The 19,481-nt window shown below is 65.5% G+C and carries 22 protein-coding genes; 6 read left to right on the forward strand and 16 right to left on the reverse strand.

Annotated elements, in window-relative coordinates; translation table 11 throughout:
• Positions 1–30: 30 nt before the first annotated feature.
• From OPIT5_29375 to OPIT5_29450, 16 genes are read right to left on the reverse strand one after another with little or no spacing between them, the layout of a single operon-like run.
• The gene (locus OPIT5_29375) at positions 31–357 is read right to left on the reverse strand and encodes a hypothetical protein (protein AHF94891.1); all 327 of its coding nucleotides are present in this window, start codon (positions 355–357) and stop codon (positions 31–33) included.
• A gap of 48 nt (positions 358–405) precedes the next feature.
• Positions 406–954, reverse strand: a complete 549-nt coding sequence (locus tag OPIT5_29380; protein AHF94892.1) for a hypothetical protein — start codon at positions 952–954, stop codon at positions 406–408.
• 18 nt (positions 955–972) lie between these two features.
• Complete coding sequence (locus tag OPIT5_29385) at positions 973–1,272, reverse strand: hypothetical protein (protein ID AHF93688.1); 300 nt, start codon at positions 1,270–1,272, stop codon at positions 973–975.
• A gap of 2 nt (positions 1,273–1,274) precedes the next feature.
• Positions 1,275–1,742 carry a hypothetical protein gene (locus OPIT5_29390; protein ID AHF94893.1) on the reverse strand — a complete coding sequence of 156 codons (468 nt, stop codon included), beginning with the start codon at positions 1,740–1,742 and terminating at the stop codon, positions 1,275–1,277.
• Complete coding sequence (locus OPIT5_29395; protein AHF94894.1) at positions 1,739–2,083, reverse strand: hypothetical protein; 345 nt, start codon at positions 2,081–2,083, stop codon at positions 1,739–1,741. Before OPIT5_29395 ends, OPIT5_29390 begins: the two co-directional genes overlap by 4 nt.
• Complete coding sequence (locus OPIT5_29400; GenBank protein ID AHF94895.1) at positions 2,080–2,349, reverse strand: hypothetical protein; 270 nt, start codon at positions 2,347–2,349, stop codon at positions 2,080–2,082. Before OPIT5_29400 ends, OPIT5_29395 begins: the two co-directional genes overlap by 4 nt.
• A 1-nt stretch (position 2,350) precedes the next feature.
• On the reverse strand, positions 2,351–2,704 hold the full coding sequence (locus OPIT5_29405; protein AHF93689.1) for a hypothetical protein: 354 nt from the start codon (positions 2,702–2,704) through the stop codon (positions 2,351–2,353).
• Between the two features lie 7 nt (positions 2,705–2,711).
• Positions 2,712–2,999 carry a hypothetical protein gene (locus tag OPIT5_29410; protein AHF94896.1) on the reverse strand — a complete coding sequence of 96 codons (288 nt, stop codon included), beginning with the start codon at positions 2,997–2,999 and terminating at the stop codon, positions 2,712–2,714.
• Positions 3,000–3,039: 40 nt separating this feature from the next.
• The gene (locus OPIT5_29415) at positions 3,040–4,056 is read right to left on the reverse strand and encodes a hypothetical protein (protein AHF94897.1); all 1,017 of its coding nucleotides are present in this window, start codon (positions 4,054–4,056) and stop codon (positions 3,040–3,042) included.
• A gap of 55 nt (positions 4,057–4,111) precedes the next feature.
• On the reverse strand, positions 4,112–5,989 hold the full coding sequence (locus tag OPIT5_29420; GenBank protein AHF94898.1) for a hypothetical protein: 1,878 nt from the start codon (positions 5,987–5,989) through the stop codon (positions 4,112–4,114).
• 8 nt (positions 5,990–5,997) lie between these two features.
• On the reverse strand, positions 5,998–6,666 hold the full coding sequence (locus OPIT5_29425) for a hypothetical protein (protein AHF93690.1): 669 nt from the start codon (positions 6,664–6,666) through the stop codon (positions 5,998–6,000).
• Positions 6,663–7,505, reverse strand: coding sequence for a hypothetical protein (locus OPIT5_29430; GenBank protein AHF93691.1), 843 nt, complete (start codon positions 7,503–7,505; stop codon positions 6,663–6,665). The genes OPIT5_29425 and OPIT5_29430 overlap by 4 nt, the downstream gene beginning before the upstream one ends.
• Positions 7,506–7,507: 2 nt before the next feature.
• On the reverse strand, positions 7,508–7,603 hold the full coding sequence (locus tag OPIT5_29435) for a hypothetical protein (protein AHF93692.1): 96 nt from the start codon (positions 7,601–7,603) through the stop codon (positions 7,508–7,510).
• A gap of 11 nt (positions 7,604–7,614) precedes the next feature.
• The gene (locus OPIT5_29440; protein ID AHF94899.1) at positions 7,615–7,860 is read right to left on the reverse strand and encodes a hypothetical protein; all 246 of its coding nucleotides are present in this window, start codon (positions 7,858–7,860) and stop codon (positions 7,615–7,617) included.
• A gap of 48 nt (positions 7,861–7,908) precedes the next feature.
• Complete coding sequence (locus OPIT5_29445) at positions 7,909–8,670, reverse strand: hypothetical protein (GenBank protein AHF93693.1); 762 nt, start codon at positions 8,668–8,670, stop codon at positions 7,909–7,911.
• Complete coding sequence (locus tag OPIT5_29450; protein AHF93694.1) at positions 8,667–8,885, reverse strand: hypothetical protein; 219 nt, start codon at positions 8,883–8,885, stop codon at positions 8,667–8,669. The genes OPIT5_29445 and OPIT5_29450 overlap by 4 nt, the downstream gene beginning before the upstream one ends.
• A 665-nt stretch (positions 8,886–9,550) precedes the next feature.
• Here OPIT5_29450 and OPIT5_29455 point away from each other — a divergent pair.
• The 6 genes from OPIT5_29455 (at position 9,551) to OPIT5_29480 (ending at position 19,376) form a co-directional block, all read left to right on the forward strand.
• Positions 9,551–10,009: a hypothetical protein gene (locus tag OPIT5_29455; protein AHF94900.1), complete on the forward strand. Its 459-nt coding sequence runs from the start codon at positions 9,551–9,553 to the stop codon at positions 10,007–10,009.
• Positions 10,010–10,444: 435 nt separating this feature from the next.
• Positions 10,445–11,815 (forward strand): RND transporter, encoded by a 1,371-nt coding sequence (locus OPIT5_29460; GenBank protein ID AHF93695.1) that lies wholly within the window; start codon positions 10,445–10,447, stop codon positions 11,813–11,815.
• Positions 11,812–12,633, forward strand: a complete 822-nt coding sequence (locus tag OPIT5_29465) for a macrolide ABC transporter ATP-binding protein (GenBank protein AHF93696.1) — start codon at positions 11,812–11,814, stop codon at positions 12,631–12,633. The genes OPIT5_29460 and OPIT5_29465 overlap by 4 nt, the downstream gene beginning before the upstream one ends.
• Positions 12,634–12,713: 80 nt before the next feature.
• Positions 12,714–13,961 (forward strand): ABC transporter, encoded by a 1,248-nt coding sequence (locus OPIT5_29470; protein AHF93697.1) that lies wholly within the window; start codon positions 12,714–12,716, stop codon positions 13,959–13,961.
• Between the two features lie 280 nt (positions 13,962–14,241).
• Positions 14,242–14,643, forward strand: a complete 402-nt coding sequence (locus tag OPIT5_29475; GenBank protein AHF93698.1) for a beta-lactamase — start codon at positions 14,242–14,244, stop codon at positions 14,641–14,643.
• 29 nt (positions 14,644–14,672) lie between these two features.
• The gene (locus tag OPIT5_29480) at positions 14,673–19,376 is read left to right on the forward strand and encodes a hypothetical protein (protein ID AHF94901.1); all 4,704 of its coding nucleotides are present in this window, start codon (positions 14,673–14,675) and stop codon (positions 19,374–19,376) included.
• The last annotated feature ends 105 nt before the right edge of the window (positions 19,377–19,481 follow it).

Genomic DNA, 19,481 nt, shown 5'->3' on the forward strand with positions numbered 1-19,481 from the left:
TTACCAATATACAAACAGCCATTCCCATAATCAGGTGTTGGGCCGATAGAATCCGTCCGGCGTGCGAGTGAAGAGGCCGGCACGGTCGGGCGAGACGTAGCTCCGCAGTCCGTCGCGCAGCGGATGTTTGAGATGTTCGAAAGTGATTCGAGCCGTCGCGGGGTCCTCCCAGAATCGAAAGTTGTAGGCGCTGCCCACGATGTTTTCCATGATGCGCTCGGCTGGCGACCAAGTTGGGCCGAGCGACCCGAGCAGCGACATTGCTGGAGCGATACGCTCCAGCTCGTGGCGATCCACGGTGAACCATTGGCCCGGTTCGATTCCTGCGATTTTGTTGGAGAGTTCGAGGTAGTTCATTTTTCGAGAGATTAAGAGGCCCAACCAAGTGCTAGAGACCAACGGCTTTCAGCCGTGGCTCACCGTGGTGTTGCGCCGGGCGATCTCGTCTTGCAGCCGCCTGATCTGGTCGGCGGCCAGGTTGTCGGAAATGTAAAACCCGCCCTCGACGGGCCGGAAACCCGATGCCTCGCGCATCCGGGCGATGCCGATGCCGGCGCCGCACACTTCGCAGGCCGGCGTGAGGCCGGCGAGGATATGGATGTCCATCATGCACGGCAGGCCGATTTTCAGTGTCGCCCGCTGGCAGAGCCGGAGGGGACATTTCGCCTCCTGTTTCGCCCGCTCCAGCGGCCGGCCGCACAGGTCGATGTGCTGGCGCTGCGTGCCGGGGCGCTCGATGAGGATGACGCGCACGCCGAGCCGGCGAGCGGTGGCGACGAGGCGCGCTTTATCCTGATCGAACAGGTGGGCGATCTCGCGGCGGCCTTTGAAGCAGCCGGGGGTGTCCGGCCGGAGGTATGCCCAGCGGCCGGACATGAGGTGCAGCGCCTGCCCGCCGGAGGTGGCGTGTTCGAGGGCGGCATGGATTTCGTGCTGTTGGAATATGCGGATCATGGTGTATCGGGTATCTGGTTACTTCTCGCTGGTGTCGCGGAGGCGGGCGGCCTCGCTGGCGAGAATGAAAATGCTCTTGGGGCCGCGGCGTTCCCACCTGTCGGCCGGGATGATGCCGGAGTCGATCCAGCCGTAAATGGTGCGCACGTTGAAACCAAGGGCGCGGGCGAGGCGCGCAGGGCGAATCCACTCCGTCGGCACACCCTCCGGGACGACGCGGAAGGTGGCGTTGCCCTGCGCATCGACGCCGGTGCGCTCCACCCGCGAGAACGCGAAGAGGGTCAACTGGGCGGGATCGTCTTTGCGAGAGCGGCGCATGGTCAGCGGGCGGGGTGGCCGGAGGGCAGGCCGGCGAGGGCGAGGGTGGCGCGCACGCGGAGCATTTCCACGGTGGCGGCGAGCCGCTTCTCCACCTCGATCAGGCCGGCGATCCGGTCGACGGAGTGGGTGCAGGAGCAGCGGCCGTGCGCGATGGCGCGGGCGATGAGGTCGTGGTTGTACCGGGTCAGGGTGACGGCGAGGTGATAGTAGACGTGCCGCGCCTCGGCGAGGGTGGCCGTGCGGCAACGGCTGCGCATCTGCTCCGGGGTGATGCCGTAATGCGCCATCACGACGCTGGCAATGGCGCCCAGGGCGGCGGGGACGAGGGCGTCGCCGGCCGCCCCCGACGGGCCGCCGACCCGCACCAGGCCGCTGACGATGTCGCCGACCAGCTTGCCGACGGCATCCTGCACGATGGCCGCGAGGGCGGCGCGCAGCGGCTCGGGGATTTCGGTGGCGGCGCTCATGTCGTTTCGGCGGGGGTGAGGGTTGAGACGGGGGCGATGTCCACGGTCACGGGACTGACGAAGATCGCCAGCCGCGGGGAGGCGCCGCGCAAGAACCAGTCGCCGGCCAGCGCGGTCTTGCCGCGCACGTAGCGGTTAAAGCGCCGGGTGCGCTCGGCGGCGCGGCGGGCGTCGCGCTTGCCATGCTTGCCCGCCCATGTGGTCGCATCCACGGGCGGGAGTTCGCACAGGACAAAGACATGGGGCCACCGCCCGATCGACGGGATGTGTAGCGTGGTTTCGCGGGCGGGCAGGCCGTTGATCGTGACCATCCAGCGCACGCGGGGACGGGTCTTTTTCACCAGGAGTCTCCTTCCGTGAAGTCGGGGTTGGGGCGCGCCGAGAGGGTAAGCGAGAGGCACACGGGACCGAGCGCGATTTCGAAGTGGCCCTTGTCGCTGCCCGATTCGCGCAGGCGGCGTGAGAGGGTGACGGCCAGCGAGGCGATGGCTGTCTCCACCTCGTTCGCGGGGGACACACCATGCAGCAGGTGCGCCAGTGACACGCTGCTCATGACGACGTGGATGTGCCGGCCGGGCGTGGCGGGGTCGTTGTCGGAGGGAGCCATGTCAGCGTCCTCCTTTCTTCGTGTCGGCGCCCACGGCCTCGCGGAGGCGGAAGAAGATGCCGAGGGTTTTTTGGATTTCGACGCGGAAGTCGAGTGCCTTGGCGTCGGGGTTGCGGACGCCGGCGCTGGCCTTGTAGAGGCGCACATCCTGCGCGATGGTGATGAGCCGGCCCTCGTTGGCGACGTGCTCGCTGGCGAGTTCGGCGCAACCCTGGCGGATGCGCGCCTGGAGGGCGGAGCGGAAGTCCGTGTCGGAGGTGCGGGGGAAGTCGATTGCGCAGGCGGCTTCGTAGAGTTGCACGAGCTGCGCCCGCATCTTGTATTCGAGATCTTCGGTGGTGGTGGGCTTTTTCATCGGGTGGTTATTTTTTGGCGGGAGCGGTGGAGATGGAGCCGTCGCGGATGGCGGCGAAGAGGGCGTCGCCGATGGGCGTGCCGTAGCCCCAGTTGCCGGGGGCGCCGAAGGCGCGGTAAACGGTCTGGCCCTCGACGAGGCGCGCCAGCACGCGCAGCAGTTCCGGGGTGTCGTGACCGAGCCCGTCGGCGATTGCCTTGCCGTCCGGGTCTCCGGTGGCGATCTCATATACTGACTGGAGGCGCTCGGCCTCCTGGCGGATAATCTGGGCGAGCTTGAGGTTGTTTTTGCTCATGTGTGTGTGCGGTGGTGTGGCGGGTGTAGTGGCTGGAGTGTTACGCCTTCACGCCGAGCACGTCGGCGGAGAGGTGGCTGAACGACTTGAGGAGGGCGTCGGGAGTGAGGCTGTCCTCGTCGCCGGCGTCGGCGCGGGCGGCATCGACGGCCTGGGTCAGGTGGCGGAGTCCCCAGCGGCTGAGGCGGGGGCACAGGTCGCGGGCGAGGGTGTCGCGTGTCTCGGCGTCAAACTCCGGGCAGGCGCCGGAGAGCCAGGCGGCGATGTCCTCGGGCCGGTTGCCCCGTTTCCACTGCTGGGCGATGGGGAGCAGGGAGCGGCCGGAAAGCTGGTTGACCTCGGTGAGGTTCATGAGGCTATCGGCCAGCTTCGAGTAGCCGAGCGGCCAGGTGGTGAGGATGAAGCGCGTGGGCGTCCACTCGATGAGCGTCTTGATCAGCTTGACGAGCTTGAGGCCGCCCTCGTGGACTTCATCGAGGAGGATCGTCATGGGGGTGAGGTTGAGGCGGGCGACGATGCGCTCGATGGTCTCGTCGAGATCGTCATCGGGCTCGATGCCGATGGCGCGGGCGAGGCCGCGCAGGATGGCCGGCTTGTTGTTGCGCCAGAGTTCGGGGATGAAGAGGTAGGCGGTGTTGTCGTTGGTCTTGACCAGGTGGCGCAGGGAGACGCTCTTGCCGGTGCCGGTGGGGGCGACGAGCCAGCCGATGCGGATGTCGCCGCCGGAGCCTTGCAGGCAGTCATACAGGCGGATCGACTCGGCCAGGATGGGGAGCGGATAGACCTTCTCGCCGCCGGCCGCGCCGTCGATCTCGGCGACGAGATCGCGCAGGGCGACGGTCCACTTGCCCCAGTTGCGGGCCGAGAGGCGGCCCGGCTCGCGGGTGTCGGAGCGGAGCGTGCGCACCCAGACATCGGCGGACCATTTGAGGCGCTTCGCGTAGCGGGCGACGAAGCGGGCGTTGTTCAGCTTCAGGCGAGCCTGGTGCCGCATGACGCGGGCGATCAGGGCTTCGAGTTCGGCAGGGATGCCGGCGGCGGTGTCGGTGGTATTCATCGGGTGTGTATTTTATTTCTGGATATGCCCGGTTTCCGTCGGGCGGCGGTCTGCATCAGGGTGATGCGAAAATGTCTTCGGGGGCGCCGTAGAGGCGGCGGGTGAGCGCCTCGGCGTCGTCAACGCGGCCGGCTGGCGAGGGGGCCGCGGGGGTGTCGCGGGCCACCTGCGTCACCCGCACGGGGGCGCCGGCCGGCGGGGCCGGCGTGACGCGCTCGGCGGCGGCGATGATCGCGGCGGCCTCGGCGGGGGCGGTGCCGCGCTTCGACGGCGCGGCGTGGGCGCCCTCGATGCGGGTGGAGTTGCCGGCGCCGTCGTGGCGTTCGTCCACCTTGCCGCCCGCCGCTCCGCGGAAGAGGGCGCGGGTGCAGCGCCGGTAAAGTTTGCGGTAGTCGTGGCCCTTGCGGTGCTCCGCCCACGCCGACATGACGAAGGACGGGGCGCGCTGGAACAACTCCGCATGGCCGAGAAACTCGCCCGGAGGGATGACCGCGCCGAGTTGCCCCGGCGTCCAGCCGAGGTCGGCGCAGGCGGGGACGTGGTCGAGCAGCCAGCCGCGGGTCTTCACCTTCCGCGCTGCCGTCTCCAGCGAATACACGGCGGCGCGATCGGGGTCCGCCACATCGAAGCGCAGGCGCACGCGGTAGCCGGGGCCGAGATGGGAGAAAAGCTCCGCGTTGCCATACCACCAGACGGCCTCGCCAAAGGTCTTGAAGCGGCATTTCGCCAGCCCGTCGCGCAGGGAAACTTCACTGCATTGCGGCATGAGCAGCCACTCCTCGCGGTCGGAGAGGCGGGCCAGCGGGGCGGCGCGGCCCATGTCGCGCTCCCAGGCTTCGTCGGGCGAGAGGCCGCGGAGGATCTCGCCGTTGGACGGCAGGGCGTTGTAGTCGGCAAAGGCGTCCGCGATGGCGGCGCTCACCTCGCTGATATGGGGCAGGCCCGCCGCACGCGGGTCCACCTTGCCGGCGCGGATGTCGAGCCAGCGTTTGTTGCTCTCCTGAAACTCTCCGCGCAGGCGGCCCAGGTCGATGCCCCTGTATCGGAAATGCCGCGACATGAGCGTTTGCAGCTTGTCGAACATCATCTCGATGCGCTTGCCCTTGGCGCTCTGGGCAAACTCCACATGCAGGCCGAGCGACCGCAGCGGCTTCACCACGCCGTCGCCCGCCCAGATGCCGTGCTCGTGCTTCATGCCCAGGCGGGGTTTGCCGGCATCGCGGAATACCTGCCGGTAGAGCCAGAGCACGCTGTAGGTGTTGTAGCTCTGCGCGGGGTTGGCCCAGATCGTATGCCCGATGAAACGCAGGGTGCCGTGGTCCGCCACGGCCAGCACCTGGGCACGCGAGGGGGCGACGCCCCAGCGGGCGGTGCAGGGATCGGACGGGTCATCGCCCTCCCGCCAGAAGGGGATGTTGCTCGTCATGTCGTCGGCCACGTAGAAGTCGCCGCCGCGGATGTCCTGGCGGGCGCCGTCGGCATCGATGTAGGTGTTGTCCCTCGGCGAGGCGACGGTGTTGAGCTTCGCAAACTTGTCGCCGCGCATCTCGGCGCGGGCGTCCCCGGTCAGCCCCTGGCAGACGCGGGTGAGGATGCTGCGCGGCAGGGGCTTCCGGCGCAGGGCGCGCTCGCGCAGCCCGGCCGGCAGGCGCTCCGGCTCGTGCAGGGCCATGAGCGCGAAGGGGAGCGCGGGCGAGGGGGAGCGCCCGGCGGTGGACATCGCCAGCGCCTCCGCCCGCACCTGCGCGATCACGTCAGGCGAAAGCTGGTCCGCCACCGGCGGGCGCCCGATCCGCGACAGGCCGGCGTCCGGCGCCGGGCCGGCGAGCACGCGGTCCACCGTGGCCGCGGAGCAGCCGAGGCGGAGGGCGGCCTCGCGGCGGGAGAGGCCGTCGGAAAGGAGGGTTTCGATCTGCGCGGCGGTGGGTGTCATGGCGAAAGTCAGGGGGCGGCGTCGGGGAGCGGTGCAGGCGCGGCTCCGGTTGTGATGGGCGTATGGATACGCACGCGCTGGCCGGCGCGCATCCCGGCCCAGAAGGCGGCGGGCATCCGGGGCGCGGGGCAATCCTCCGGCTCGTCGTCGTCGGCCGTCGTCAACGCCTCCGGCACTTCCGGGGCCGGCGCGTGGCGGGCGCGCTCGTAGGTGAGCGCCGACCAGAGGCCGGCGCCGAGGCCGTCGATGTAGGCGGAGCGGTCCTTGCAGCGGCCCCGGAAGTACTCCCAGAGCCAGGCGAAATGCGGGTGAACGAAGCCGAACACGTACTCGGCAAAATCCACGTCGGCCGGCGCGCCGATGAAGTGGCACGACCAGAGGGTGCGCTCCCGACGGGAGAACGGATCGCTGCGCGCATCCAGGCGCACGGAGACGCCGTAAAACTCGGTGACGATGGCGGCGGCCTGCCGGTGCTCGTCGCGCCATGCCGCGCCCTCCCATACCTTGCGCTCGATCAGCGAGCCGGCGGCGGCCTGCCCGCGGATCGCGTCGAGATCCTCGCCCTCCGCCCGGCACAGGCGCCATGCTTTTTCCAAGGCAACGGCGGCCTCGCCAGGCGTGCCGCGATCGGCCAGCGCCAGCAGTTTGTCGAGCTTCTCGCGGAGGGCGGGACTCATGAGCGGCCTCCCTTCCGGGCGGGTGCAAACGCCTCAAGATCGTCGAGGAACGCCTTCGGCATCGTGGAGCGCAACGCCACCCACAGTTGCACGAAATGCGCCCTGTCCTCGCGGGAGAATTTTTCCCAATGGGGGAACGAGGTCGCCAGCTTCCGGAGGCCGGCGTGGAAGTTGCCGAGGTGGTCCGTGTCGCCGCGGATGTCGCCCTTCTTGACGGAGCCGAAAACGCCGACGTAGGCGCGGGAGACCGACAGGGCCGGGTTCTCCTCCAGTTGCGCCAGCGCCATCTGCGCGCCCGGCGCCAGCTTCGCCATCGCCCGCTGTTCGTACTCGTCGCGGAGGGCCTTGTTGCCCTTGTTCTCGCGGCTGTGGAGGTTGATCTGCTCCCGCTTCGCCATCGTCTCCGCCAGCTTGCCGATCGACTGCTGCGTCGCCCGGTCCAGCGCCTCCCGGTCCATCTCCGCCAGGGCGCGGATTTGCTCCCGGTAGCGGTCGCTCTTCGTCGGCTTCGCCGGGGCGGCTTTCGCGGCGGGGGACGGATCAGGAGCGCGGCCGGCCGCGATCCGGCGGACTTCGCCGCCATCGGCCTCCGGGTGCTCCTCGGCAAAGATCGCCGCGGCGATCTGGTAGTGCGCCCAGCGGGCGCTCTTCTGCCAGCGCTCGTAGCAATAGCGATCGAAGCTATCGTGAGTCTCCCGATACAGGCGCTGGTCCCGGATGGTCTTGAGCGCTGCGCCGATAGAGGAAAGGTTGCGCTCGATGTTGAGTTCGCAGCGGGTGAGTTGGTCGCGCTCGTCGCGGGTGAGCGCGGTGGACGGCTTGAGTGGTTTTTCGGGCATGGTCAGTTAAAACCGAGGTGGCAAAGGAAGAGGATGAGGAAGGCGTCGCCGTCGATGACGCCGACCGCCCAGAGGATGAAGAGGACGATGGTAAACATGGGGGCGGGGCTCAGGCGGCGGCGGGGGTGAGGGCGTCCCGCAAGCGGGCGATCTGCGCCTGCTCCTGCCTTGCGATCTGCTTTTCGAGGTGGCGGAAATAGTCGGACGCCGGCGCGGGCGTGCAGGCTATGACCTGCATCGCCCCGAGGGTGCGGAACAGCACGTCGCGGCGGGCGTTTTCGGGCAGGCGGAACAGCCGGGTGACGATCTCGTCGGATTCCGCTTCGGTCATGGTCTTGCATGGGCGGGTCTTCATGGTATTCAGTTTTATATTACAGATTGAGACGGGGAAAAGACGGGGGGGTCAGAGCATGATGAGGATCACGAGGAGGATCGCGGTGAGGAACCCGGCGCCGAAGGCGTTGAGCAGCGCCAAGGCGAACGTCCGCCGGTGGATCGTGACCGTCGGGAGCGTCAGCGGCTCTCCGCTCCGGTCTTGCCCGGAGCAATCCGCCGGCGTGGAGTCGGGGGCATGGATACCATCACCCTCTCTATCGCCGCGCTGGGCGCGGTGCTCGGCATCATCAACCTCTGGCGGGAGCTTGACCGCAGCCGGATCAAGCTTCGTGTCATCCCCCGTGGCTGGATCGACAGTGCGAGAAACGACGGGATGTGCGTCGAGGTCGTAAACCGCGGCGAGTATGCGGTAACGATCGTGGCCGTGGGGGTGCAATTGCGTCGCGACAAGAAGCTGGAGTGGCAGTTTATCCCGATCGACCCCAACTGCCGCTGCCCCTACCGGCTGGAACCACGCGATGCGGTATCCTTTCGGGCAAAACCGGGGGCTGAGAAAGATGACATACTCAGGACGGCCGGCCGGCGCGCCTTTGCCCGCACGGCTTGCGGCTGCACCCGCACGGGAACTTCTCGCTACCTGCGCAGCCTCCTGCGTCCCCGCGAGTGATTGCACGTCCACCTTGCCGCCGTAACAGACGACGAGCCGGTGCCCGACCACACAGGCCGCTGGCCGGGCGGAGCGCTTCGGCCAGCACAGGGCGAGGATCGTGACGGTGCCGCCGACGACAAGGAGGATGCCGGCGATGAGATCGAGGATGGTGCCGCTCATGCCGCCTCCTTGGTGCGTTCGGGGAGTTCGGCCACACGCTCGACGAGCGAGCGGGAGGCACGGCGACGGTTGAGAACGTCGCTGAGGTGCTGGTAACAGACGCCGAGGCGCGGGGCCGCCGTCCGGTAGCTCCACCCGCGACGCTTCATGATTTGTTTGGCTTCTTTGGCTGTCATTGTTTTGGCATCGCCCGCGAACAGTTCGCGTGCGAACATACTCCAAATCGGAGAAATAAGAGTTTATGCAACAAAAATCAGAGAATTACTTGGAGTTTTCGGAGAGAACTGAAGCACTGAGTCAAAAACTTGGCGTCAAATTAAGTGACCTTCCTCCTGTTATAGGTATATCTCCCGCAATGTTTTATGCCCACCGAACCGGGAAACATCACATCTCTGATAAGACATGGCGAAAATTAGAGTCAGCGGAGGTAACGGCAGGGGTTATGACCAAGAAAACGCAGCCGGTAAGTGCGCCCAGAGTCCCTCCTCCAGAGGCCGGGCGGCACATGGGGCCATCCGATTTCGCACGAGGGCGTCCTCCTGTGTCGATTCTTCCCTCTGCTGATTATGCCTTCCCTCCCCCACCGATCACACGCGAACAAATTGAGTCCCGCGTGTCTGCCTATCTGGATGCCGCCGAGCGCGTGCCCGGCGGACTCGGTTTCGCGTGGGGGCAGGTGTGCCTTCACCTGGATATTGCCCACCTGTCAGCCTTGGACGTTCCTCCGCCTGACAAAAAATTTTAGCCTAACTGTTCGCGTGCGAACGTGCAGACATCCCGCGACCCCTAATGTGAAGCAATGCTTCGCAAATTTCATTCATACATCACGGCCACACTTTCCCATCCGTAACCAGAAATAAACTACAACCTCAACCCGACCATGACTCCCGAGCAATTTGAGAAACCCTCCACGGAAGCGCGCAAGTCACCCGCCCCTGTCCCCACCGGGCTGGCCGAAGCCAATGCCGATGTTCTCCGAATCTGTCGTGCGGAGGGGCGCGAAGCCGCCATCCGCCACACGGTGCGACTGTGGGGAGGCAGCGAAGCCGATGCGGCGGAACTCGTGGACAAGCTGCTGGCCTGCGCGGCCCGGCCGCCGGCATCTCCCGCCAAACCAGCCCCGGCAGCCGGAGGGATGATCGCCGTGCTGCTGGAGCTTTTTGCCGCCTTCCAGTGCATCGCGGCCGCTATCGGGATAGCGCGGGGCATCACGTCGGAAGACGGGGTCATGCTGTGGTGGTCGGCCTGCCTCATCCCCTCTGCCCTCGCGTTTGTCGCTTTCGCCACCGTCGTGCGGCTTCTCCTTCGGATCGAAGCCAACACCCGCAAGGCCCCGTGAACAGCCGCCGGCCTGCGCTGCGTGGTGGGCTGACCGCGTAAACATCCCGCGTCGTAATCCTCCCCGCCCCGGCCGGGTTTTTTGCGTCCGGCTCGCGCCCGCCCCGCGAGCAATCCGCTGGCATCCCGCGACCCCTGCGCCGCCGCCGCATCTGACCCTTTCCTGCGCCCATCTCGTTACCCGCCGCGTTTCGCCCCGTTTCCGGGGGATTCGCCCCGCTTCAACCCTTTTCAACCCTTTCCCCGCCTCTCAGCACGGGCTTCCTGGCCCGTGTCCCGCCATCGGCGAGGGAGGGAGGGAGGAAAAAGGCGGCGCTTCGCGCCGTCCACGGGCAGGGATGCCCGTGCCACTTCCGGCTTCCATCACTTCCGGCTACCAGGTCGTTTTCAGCCTTCATTCCGGCTGAAACGTTCTCCAGGGTTCGCACTTCCCATTATGGCTCCCTCGTCGTCTGCCCCCCGTTCCGGATTCCGCCGCTCCCGCAAGCTCCTCCTCCTTGTCCTCGGTCTTGCCCTTGCCGGCGCGGGTGCCGGCGTGTGGTTCCACTACCGCAACCGCGCCCGGCCCGTGACCGTAACCGTGGAGCCCGCCGCCCTCCGCACGATCATCCAGACCGTATCCGCCACCGGCAAGATCCAGCCCGAGGTCGAGGTCAAGATTTCACCCGAGGTCGCCGGCGAGATCATCGAACTGCCTTTCCGCGAAGGCGCGTCCGTGAAAAAAGGCGACCTCCTCGTCCGCATCAAACCCGACAACTACCAGGCCCAGGTCGAGCAACAGGAAGCCTCCCTCGCCGACGCGCGGGCCCGCCACCTCCAGACGCAGGCCCAGCTCCTCAAGAGCGAGGCCGATTTCCGCCGCGCCACCGACCTCTTCAAAAAGGGCCTCATCTCCGACGCCGACCACCTCGCCGCCAAAACCGATCTCGATATCGCCCGCACCTCCGTCGACGCCGCCGCCGCCAACATCCGCCGCACCGAAGGCACGCTCAGGCAGTCCCGCGACCTCCTCGAAAAGACCACCGTGTACTCCCCGCTCGACGGCACCGTCAGTTCCCTGACCAGCGAACTCGGCGAGCGCGTCGTCGCCACCGGACAGTTTGCCGGCACCGAAATCATGCGCATCGCCAACCTCGACGAGATGGAGGTGCGCGTGCAGGTGAACGAAAACGACGTCGTCAACGTCAAGATCGGCGACCTCGCCCGTATCACCATCGACGCCTGGCCGCGCCGCCGTTTCAGCGGCATCGTCAAGGAGATCGCCTCCACCGCCAGGACCACCGGCGCCAATACCCAGGAAGAAGTGACCAACTTCGAAGTGCGCGTGCGCATCGCCGACCGCGACGTGCCGCTGCGCCCCGGCATGAGCGCCAGCGCCGATATCGAAACCCGGACCGCCACCGGCGTCATCAGCGTGCCGATCCAGTCCGTCGCGGTCCGCAGCCGCCAGTCGGGACAAACACTCGAGGAACTGGCCGCCGCCCGCGAGACCGCCGCCCAGGCAAATGCCGGCGACAGCAACGGCAGCGGCGCCCTCCGCGCCGCCACCGCCGTCAACGAGAAACAGAGGCAGACCCTCGAACAGGCCGACCACGATTCCCTGCAACGCGTCGTTTTCGTCGTCCGCGGCAACACCGTGAAGCAGGTTCCGGTCGAGACCGGCATTTCCAACACCACGCACATGGAGATCAGGACCGGCGTCGCCGTCGGCGACCGCGTTGTCAGCGGCAGTTACAGCGCCATCACCCGCACGCTGAAAGACGGCTCCCTGGTAGAGACGGAAAGAGCAAGCAACCCCACCCCATGACGTCCTCGCCTCGTCCGCAGCTTCCGTTGCAGCCGCCTGCCGCCTCCACGGAGGCGGTCATCGAAATCGCCGGCGTCACCCGCCTGTACCGGATGGGAGTCGAGACGGTGCACGCCCTGCGCGGCGTGGACCTGCGTATCCGGCGCAACGAATACCTTGCCATCATGGGCCCTTCCGGCAGCGGCAAGTCCACCCTCATGAACATGCTCGGCTGCCTCGATACGCCCACCGCCGGCCACTACGAGTTTGCCGGCAAGAATGTCGCCGTCATGACCGACGACGAACTCGCCGACATCCGCAACCGCGAGATCGGTTTTGTGTTCCAGACCTTCAACCTCCTCCCCCGCTCCACCGCCCTGCACAACGTCGAACTCCCGCTCATCTATGCGGGCGTCCCGCGGGCCGAGCGACTCGAACGCGCCCGCCAGGCGCTGGAAAGCGTCAACCTCGCCGACCGCCAGCACCACCGTCCCAACGAACTCTCCGGCGGCCAGCGCCAGCGCGTGGCCATCGCCCGGGCGCTCGTCACCCGCCCCTCGATCATCCTCGCCGACGAACCCACCGGAAACCTCGATTCGAAAACCGGTGTGGAAATCATGGCTCTCTTCGAGGAGCTCTACCGCCAGGGCAACACCCTCATCGTGGTCACGCATGAGGAAGACATCGCGCAGCACGCCCGCCGCATCATCCGCCTGCGCGACGGGCTCGTGGAATCGGACGCGGACAACACCACCCCCTCCCCCCCTGCACCAACCCTCCCTGAGCAAACCGTTTTACACAAAGATCGCAAAGAACGCGAAGCAGCAGAAAATCCATGAAGAAACCAGCCCGCCCCCCCGCCCCTTCCTCCCATTCCTCCTTCGCGCCCTTCGCGTCCTTTGTGTAAAAATCCCGAACCGTGCGCCGCTTCCTTTACGAACTCACCGAAGCCTTCCGCATCGCCTTCGCGCAGATCCGCGCCTCGAAAACGCGTTCCGCGCTCACCGCGCTGGGTGTGATCATCGGCATCGTGGCCGTGACGCTCATGGGCACCGCCATCAACGGCATCGACGTCGGCGTGGACCGCAGCTTCGCCGGCTTCGGGGACGACATCCTCTACGTCAACAAATGGCCCTGGCGCGATGTCGACGACTGGTGGACCTTCCGCAACCGCCCCCCGATCAAGACCACCTACGCCGACCGGATCAACGCGTGGATCGCCGCCCGCCCCGACGGTCCCCTCAGACTCGCCGTCCCCGTCATGCAGCGCGGAGCCACCCTCATCCGCGGCGAATACCGGGTGAACAACATCGCCACCCTCGGCACCACCGCTACCTACCCGCTCCTCAACAAGACCGACCTCTCCGCCGGCCGCTTCTTCAGCGAGTTCGAGGCCGAAACCGGCCGCAATGTCATCGTCATCGGCTACGACGTCGCCGCGGCTCTCTTCCCGGGCGAGTCTCCCGTCGGCCAGACCGTGCGTATCCGCAATCAGCACTACACCATCGTCGGCGTCATCGCCCGCCAGGGCAGTTTCCTCGGGCTCTTCAGCTGGGATTCCCTCGCGGCCGTTCCGATCAACACCTTCCGCCGCCAGTGGAGCACCCGCGGCAACGGCGAAGTCCGCGTCCAGGTCGATGCCGCCCGCATGGACGAAGCCCGCGACGAACTCCGCGGCCTCCTCCGCCGTATCCGTCAGCTCGCTCCCGAGCAGAAAGACGACTTCGAACTCAACGAACAGGGCACCATCCGCCAGCAACTCGACCCGATAAAGAACGGCATTTTCATTTCCGGCCTCTTCATTACCGGACTCGCCCTCTGCGTCGGCGCCATCGGCATCATGAACATCACCTACGTCAGCGTGAAGGAGCGCACCCGCGAGATCGGCACGCGCAAGGCGCTCGGCGCGCGCCGCCGCACCATTCTGCTCCAGTTCCTGATCGAGGCCGTGTCGATCTGCCTGGTCGGCGGCGCCATCGGCCTGCTGCTGGCAGCCACACTCTCCACCGTGGTTTCCGTCGTCGCCCCGACATTCCCGCTCGTATTTTCCGGCGGCCTCGTCCTCACCGGCCTTGCCGTCTCGGTTGCCACGGGGGTCCTCAGCGGTTTCGCCCCCGCCTGGCAGGCCAGCAAGCTCGACCCGGTGGAAGCCCTCCGGCACGAGTAACCGACCTCGCCTCCCCTCCAGCCGGACGGACCTCCCCCTCTGTGCCGCCTCTGCGTCCCCTGTGTAACCGGTTCGTAATACCAGCGTCCCGAATGTTTTTGATTTTACACAAAGCCCGCAAAGGACGCGAAGAAGGTAACTGGCAATCCTTTGCGCTCTTTGCGAGCTTTGTGTGAAAATCTGAAGGCTTTGGAGCTTTGGTATAAAAAGACCTTGACGCCCACGACTACATCTGTGGTCCTTATTTAAGATTACAAATGTAGTCACCCCGCCAAATCCGATGAAAACCGACCTGCGCATCTCCGACACCGAATGGGAAATCATGCGTGTGGTATGGGCCTGCCACCCTGCCACCGCCGCCGAAATCATCGCCAGCCTCGCCGAACGCGACCCGACCTGGCATCCCAAAACGGTCCGTACCCTGCTTGCCCGCCTCGTCCGCAAAAAGGCGCTCGGCTACCGTGCCGAAGGGCGCGCCTATGTTTACACGCCGCTCGTGAAAGAATCCGAGTGCGTGGCCGCCGCCAGCGAGACGTTTCTCGAACGTGTATTCGGTGGCTCGCTACGCCCGATGCTCGCCCACCTCGTGGAGACCCGGCAACTCACCCGCGAAGACATCAGCGAACTCCGCGCCCTGCTCGACGCCAAGGCTCCCGCCAGCCGCAAACAGTCCAAAAAATAGACCACCCCCTCCCTCTCCCGCTCCCCGCCATGCACCTCCCCGATTTCGTGTCCGGTCTTCTTCGCTGCTCCGCCGAGGCCGCTGCCCTCGCCCTCCTTGTTCTTGTTCTCCAGAAACTCTTCCACCGCCGCCTCGCTCCCTCGTGGCGCTGCGCACTCTGGCTGATCGTCGCCGCCCGCCTCCTGATTCCCGTCTCCTTCAGCACCGCCGCCAGCCTCTACAATCTGGCTCCGCGCGCTTCGACCGACACTCCGCCTGTGACCGCGAGTGAGCAGACAAACCCCGCGTTGACCGGAATCGCCCCACCCCTGTTCCCGCCGCCCGATCAGGCAATCGCCACGCCGCCCGATTCCGCCGCCGTCCCGGCATCCTCCATCGCCAACGAACCGGCCCCCGCCACCTCTGCCGCCTTCGCCAGTGCAGACGCCGCTACACTGAATGCCCACACTCCGGACCCCGATCCGGCCGCGCCGGCAAACACCGCCTCGCGTCTCGCCCGTTGGTCCGCCTGGATTTTCGGCATCTGGCTGGCCGGCGTCGCCGCCATGTGTGCCGGAGTCTGGAGCGGCAGCCGCACGCTGGCCCGCCGCTTCCGGCAGGCGCGCCCTGTCACCGCTCCCGACGTGCTCGCCCTCTTCGAGGACTGCCGGCGCCGCCTGCGTATCCGTTCCTCGCTCGCCATCCACGAATGCGACCGCGTGACGAGCCCCGCCCTTCACGGCTGCCTGCGCCCGCGCCTGCTTCTTCCCGCCGGTTTCATCCGGCGCTTTTCTACCGACGACCTTCGCTACGTTTTTCTTCACGAGCTTGCGCACGTGAAACGCCGCGACCTCCCGGTCAACTGGCTGCTCGCCCTGCTCCAGGTCGCGCACTGGTTCAATCCCCTCGTCTGGTTCGCCTTCGCCCGCTGGCGTGCCGAACGCGAAATGGCCTGCGACGCTTTGGCGATCGAAGCCGCCGGCGACGGGCAAAACCGGGCCTACGGCCAAGCGATCCTGCGCATTCTGGAAAACTTCGTCCCGCAAACCATGGCTCCCGGACTCGTCGGCATCCTCGAGGACAAACGCCAGCTTCGCCAGCGCATCGCCATGATCGCCGCCTGGGCACCCCGCCGCCGGCTGTCCCTCCTCGCCCTGTTCCTCCTCGGGGGCCTGGCTCTGATCGGGCTGACGGATGCGCAAGTTTCTGCACCCGCATCCATACCGGCTACTGCAAATGAGCCAAGCGCAGACACAGGCAAGGAACCGTCAATTGATCCCGATGCGATTTCTCCCTTCGGTTCCCGGGCCACTCACTCCCTGCATCTGCGCGTGCTCGATCCGGGTGGCACACCACTTAAAGCCGATGTGACGATGATTCCCGCTGAGGGCTCCTTTTCCGTCGTCCCCCTCAAACGTTTGTCCTGGACTGGCACCACCGACGATACCGGAAGCATCAAGTGGGATGACGTGCCGCCGGGCACGCATCCCGTTTCGATCCGCGCTGTCGGTTATATAACAGAAACGCTCGCCGTTTCCGTTCCTGGCGATCGTCACGAGTATCAGGTGAACCTTGTCCCCGTTCCCAACGGTTCCGCCAAGACCCGCCACATCACCTTCACCGTGCTCGACGCCGAAACCGGGCAGCCGGTCAGTGGAGCGAATGTGACACCTTCTGCTTCCTGGATGCTGGATGAATATACCCGTATCACCGATGAGCAGGGTGTCGCCGTTTCCACTATTTCTCTGGAACGTCCCGGTACCCCTGCCGACACCCGATTTTTCAGTTATGAGATTCTGCATCGCGACTACGTTGGTCACGGTCTTCGCTGGCATACACCGGCGCAGGATGCACGGCTGGCCTTGCCGGATGACATCACCGTTCGCCTGACCCGAGGCATCACAATCGGTGGCACCGTTCTCGACTCAAAAGACAGGCCCGTCGTTAATGCCAGTGTTGTTGCGATCGGGAACGGCCCGTCGCATGAAAAACCGCTACCTCTGTCCGGCACTCGCAGTGAATATTCGACAACCGGATACTGGCGGAGCAGCCATTCTGCCGTCACCGATGGAGCCGGTCGCTGGAGCCTGAAACACTATCCTGAGGATGCTCCTGACATACGTTTACTTGTAACCGGCCCCGACGGTGCTCCCATCGAATTTTTCGACAATCAACTTCATCGCTCATTTTCGTGGCTGCCAAGGGGACTCGTAACGCGCGGCGATCTCGTCGCGGGCCGGGCAGTGCTCTCCATACCAATCGGGATCACGCTACGCGGCATCGTCGTAAACGAGGCCGGCCTCCCGGTCGGCGGCGCCAGCATGAAAATACAATACGCCGGTGATCGCGAATACCACGATCATGCCTTCACCTCGCAGCCGGACGGACGCTTTGAACTTTCCGGTTGGGTGCCGAATAACAAGATAATCATCGCCGCCGCGCACGCCGGCTACGCGGGTACCGTCATCGATGCGACTCCCGGGTCCGACAGGGATAAACAGCCTGAAATCCGTGTAGTCCTATCGCCAGCACAAACGCTTCGTCTGCGCGTGCTCGACGAAAACGACGCCCCCCTGAAAGCCAACGCAGGGATTTTTTACCCTGATGAGACAAAGGCACTCATCCCGCTCAAAGGCCGCGCATGGGATACCACCACCGGTGACGATGGACGCATCGTGTGGGACGATGTGCCGGCGGGCATGATCCCGGTCTCCGTCTGGCGCACCGGTTATGTGCAGACGACGGTTTCCCTCCCGAGCGATGGCACCGAGCACATTGTGAAACTCGTCCGCGACACCCGGCGTTCGGCGGCCTTTCCGCTCAAAGTGAATGTTACGTTGCATGTGACCGACGAAGCCAATGGCACACCGCTGGACGAATTCGAAGTGTGGCCTTTCGATTCCACGACAGGTTATGCCGACACCAGTCTCTTCGGTGCCCGAGGACATTTCACCACCTCTCTGACAATTCAGAGCGCTGGAGATTTCGCTGCCCTTGAAGTCCGCGCCCCCGGCTACCTGCCTTGGCAGAGCCCGCGACTCGAAGGAAGCATACCCGATCATGACATCACCGTGAAACTGAAACGTAGCGCCGCCGCCACGGACGCCCTGCCCTCTCCCACCCTGACCAACCCTATAGTTCTCGGCAGCGAACCGCTCCACCAACTGGAAACGCTCTCTCAAAAAATCTGCGATCTGCTCGCCAGTGGAGATGCGGATGCCTTTGCCCAAGCCGTCACGCCAACGGTGGATGACTGGCGCCAGCTTTTGGGAATCTCGACCGAAATGCCGGAGATCAACTTCGGACCCACTCGCTATTCTCAAGCCGGCATCCATGCCGCGATCGCCGAGAGCGCCCGTCGATTTCTCGGTCAGGCCAGGCGCATGGGCCTGCGCCCCGGCCGGTTCGCCTTTCGCATCAAGTTTCTGCAAGCCGCAGGTCAGGGACAAACCAGCGTGAATGTTGGCACCCAGATGGTCATGATTCCCATTTTTCATGGTGTTCGCCTCGTGCTCGCCATAGAATCGAAAGACAGCTCTACCGAGCCTGATGCCGATACACAACGCTTGGCCGGAGACTACACCATCGATCTGGATACGAATGTTTGGCTGTTCCCCTCATCCGCACGGCTGACCAACGGCCTGCGCTGGAGCGGCTTCCCCGCCGGCGTTGGCGATGACGCCCTCCGCCATGAGATTGTCATTACGCGCACAACAGGAAGTTGGTCATGGACGCCGCAACGCCCGCTCAGCGGCGCCGACGATCCCGCGTTGTCCGCTTATGGCAAAGCTTTCGTCGATCTCTTGCGGAAACAGGATGTCGCCTCCTTCGTCGGCGCGGTCATGCCATCGGCGGAAACTCACCGCAAAATGCTTCCGGGACGGCCAGTGACGGATGCCGACAACACCTGGATAAACGCACGCCAGAAAATTTCCAGAGACGCGAAAGCCGTCCTCAGCCTGTTTGCGAAAGCCGGGATAAACCCGGCGCTAGCGACGATCCGCGTGCTTCAAGTCAGCGCGCTTGATCCCTGGTGCGAAGTTTACGGATCGGCTGACGGACTGAGTTCACGCACCCTGCAAATCACATTCACGATCGACACGCTGCAAACGACACCCAAACGCCGGTCGCTCCTGGACAACTACATCCTCGTTGCAGGCCGCAGCGTCCGTCACGATGGGCGCTGGTACCTGCTCGATGCGCCGCTCCGCTGGAAGTCGTTCCCCGCCGGCGTGCTTGCCCCCGAAGATGACGCCGCCATGCGACTGGACGATTACGTGGCCCAACACGACGCACTCCCGCCCGGCACCAAGGTGCCCGATGTCGAACTGACCCCGCTCGCCGAAGGAGGACGCCCGACCCGGCTCTCCGATTTCCGCGGAAAACTCGTCGTCCTCGACTGGTGGTCCCGGGACTGCCATCCCTGCCGGGAACCCATGACGGAACTCCAGACGCTCATGGACGCCCATCCCGAGTGGGGCGACGATGTGGTGATCGTCACGGTCGGCATCGACTCCACTCCGGAAATTGCCCGGCAGGAAATCGCGCTCCGAAGCTGGACGAAGACGCTCAATTTCTGGGCACCGCGTGGAGGCTTCCAGTCAGAAGCCGCCAAAGCCTTTCGCCTGCGCTCCATCCCGTCGCAATACGTGATCGGTCGCGACGGCAAGATACTGGCGTCGGGCCATCCTTGGTCGATGAAGATCGCCGAGGTGATCGCCGCGCAGCTTCAAGCGACGAAGAACCAGCAATAAAGACGGCCAGAGTTATCACAGGATGACCCAACTCCGGACACCCAAAGATGAACATTCCGAGTGGGGAAAAGGTGTCGTAGTCGTCACGACCAACACCAACTCGTA

Source organism: Opitutaceae bacterium TAV5, assembly GCA_000242935.3.
Classification (GTDB): Bacteria; Verrucomicrobiota; Verrucomicrobiia; order Opitutales; family Opitutaceae; genus Geminisphaera.

Bases quoted from the DNA above. Each gene is read 5' to 3' on its own strand.
- OPIT5_29375 (AHF94891.1), bottom strand. From the start codon at position 357: ATGAACTACCTCGAACTCTCCAACAAAATCGCAGGAATCGAACCGGGC.
- OPIT5_29380 (AHF94892.1), bottom strand. From the start codon at position 954: ATGATCCGCATATTCCAACAGCACGAAATCCATGCCGCCCTCGAACAC.
- OPIT5_29385 (AHF93688.1), bottom strand. From the start codon at position 1,272: ATGCGCCGCTCTCGCAAAGACGATCCCGCCCAGTTGACCCTCTTCGCG.
- OPIT5_29390 (AHF94893.1), bottom strand. From the start codon at position 1,742: ATGAGCGCCGCCACCGAAATCCCCGAGCCGCTGCGCGCCGCCCTCGCG.
- OPIT5_29400 (AHF94895.1), bottom strand. From the start codon at position 2,349: ATGGCTCCCTCCGACAACGACCCCGCCACGCCCGGCCGGCACATCCAC.
- OPIT5_29405 (AHF93689.1), bottom strand. From the start codon at position 2,704: ATGAAAAAGCCCACCACCACCGAAGATCTCGAATACAAGATGCGGGCG.
- OPIT5_29410 (AHF94896.1), bottom strand. From the start codon at position 2,999: ATGAGCAAAAACAACCTCAAGCTCGCCCAGATTATCCGCCAGGAGGCC.
- OPIT5_29415 (AHF94897.1), bottom strand. From the start codon at position 4,056: ATGAATACCACCGACACCGCCGCCGGCATCCCTGCCGAACTCGAAGCC.
- OPIT5_29420 (AHF94898.1), bottom strand. From the start codon at position 5,989: ATGACACCCACCGCCGCGCAGATCGAAACCCTCCTTTCCGACGGCCTC.
- OPIT5_29425 (AHF93690.1), bottom strand. From the start codon at position 6,666: ATGAGTCCCGCCCTCCGCGAGAAGCTCGACAAACTGCTGGCGCTGGCC.
- OPIT5_29430 (AHF93691.1), bottom strand. From the start codon at position 7,505: ATGCCCGAAAAACCACTCAAGCCGTCCACCGCGCTCACCCGCGACGAG.
- OPIT5_29435 (AHF93692.1), bottom strand. From the start codon at position 7,603: ATGTTTACCATCGTCCTCTTCATCCTCTGGGCGGTCGGCGTCATCGAC.
- OPIT5_29440 (AHF94899.1), bottom strand. From the start codon at position 7,860: ATGAAGACCCGCCCATGCAAGACCATGACCGAAGCGGAATCCGACGAG.
- OPIT5_29445 (AHF93693.1), bottom strand. From the start codon at position 8,670: ATGAGCGGCACCATCCTCGATCTCATCGCCGGCATCCTCCTTGTCGTC.
- OPIT5_29450 (AHF93694.1), bottom strand. From the start codon at position 8,885: ATGTTCGCACGCGAACTGTTCGCGGGCGATGCCAAAACAATGACAGCC.
- OPIT5_29455 (AHF94900.1), top strand. From the start codon at position 9,551: ATGACTCCCGAGCAATTTGAGAAACCCTCCACGGAAGCGCGCAAGTCA.
- OPIT5_29460 (AHF93695.1), top strand. From the start codon at position 10,445: ATGGCTCCCTCGTCGTCTGCCCCCCGTTCCGGATTCCGCCGCTCCCGC.
- OPIT5_29465 (AHF93696.1), top strand. From the start codon at position 11,812: ATGACGTCCTCGCCTCGTCCGCAGCTTCCGTTGCAGCCGCCTGCCGCC.
- OPIT5_29475 (AHF93698.1), top strand. From the start codon at position 14,242: ATGAAAACCGACCTGCGCATCTCCGACACCGAATGGGAAATCATGCGT.
- OPIT5_29480 (AHF94901.1), top strand. From the start codon at position 14,673: ATGCACCTCCCCGATTTCGTGTCCGGTCTTCTTCGCTGCTCCGCCGAG.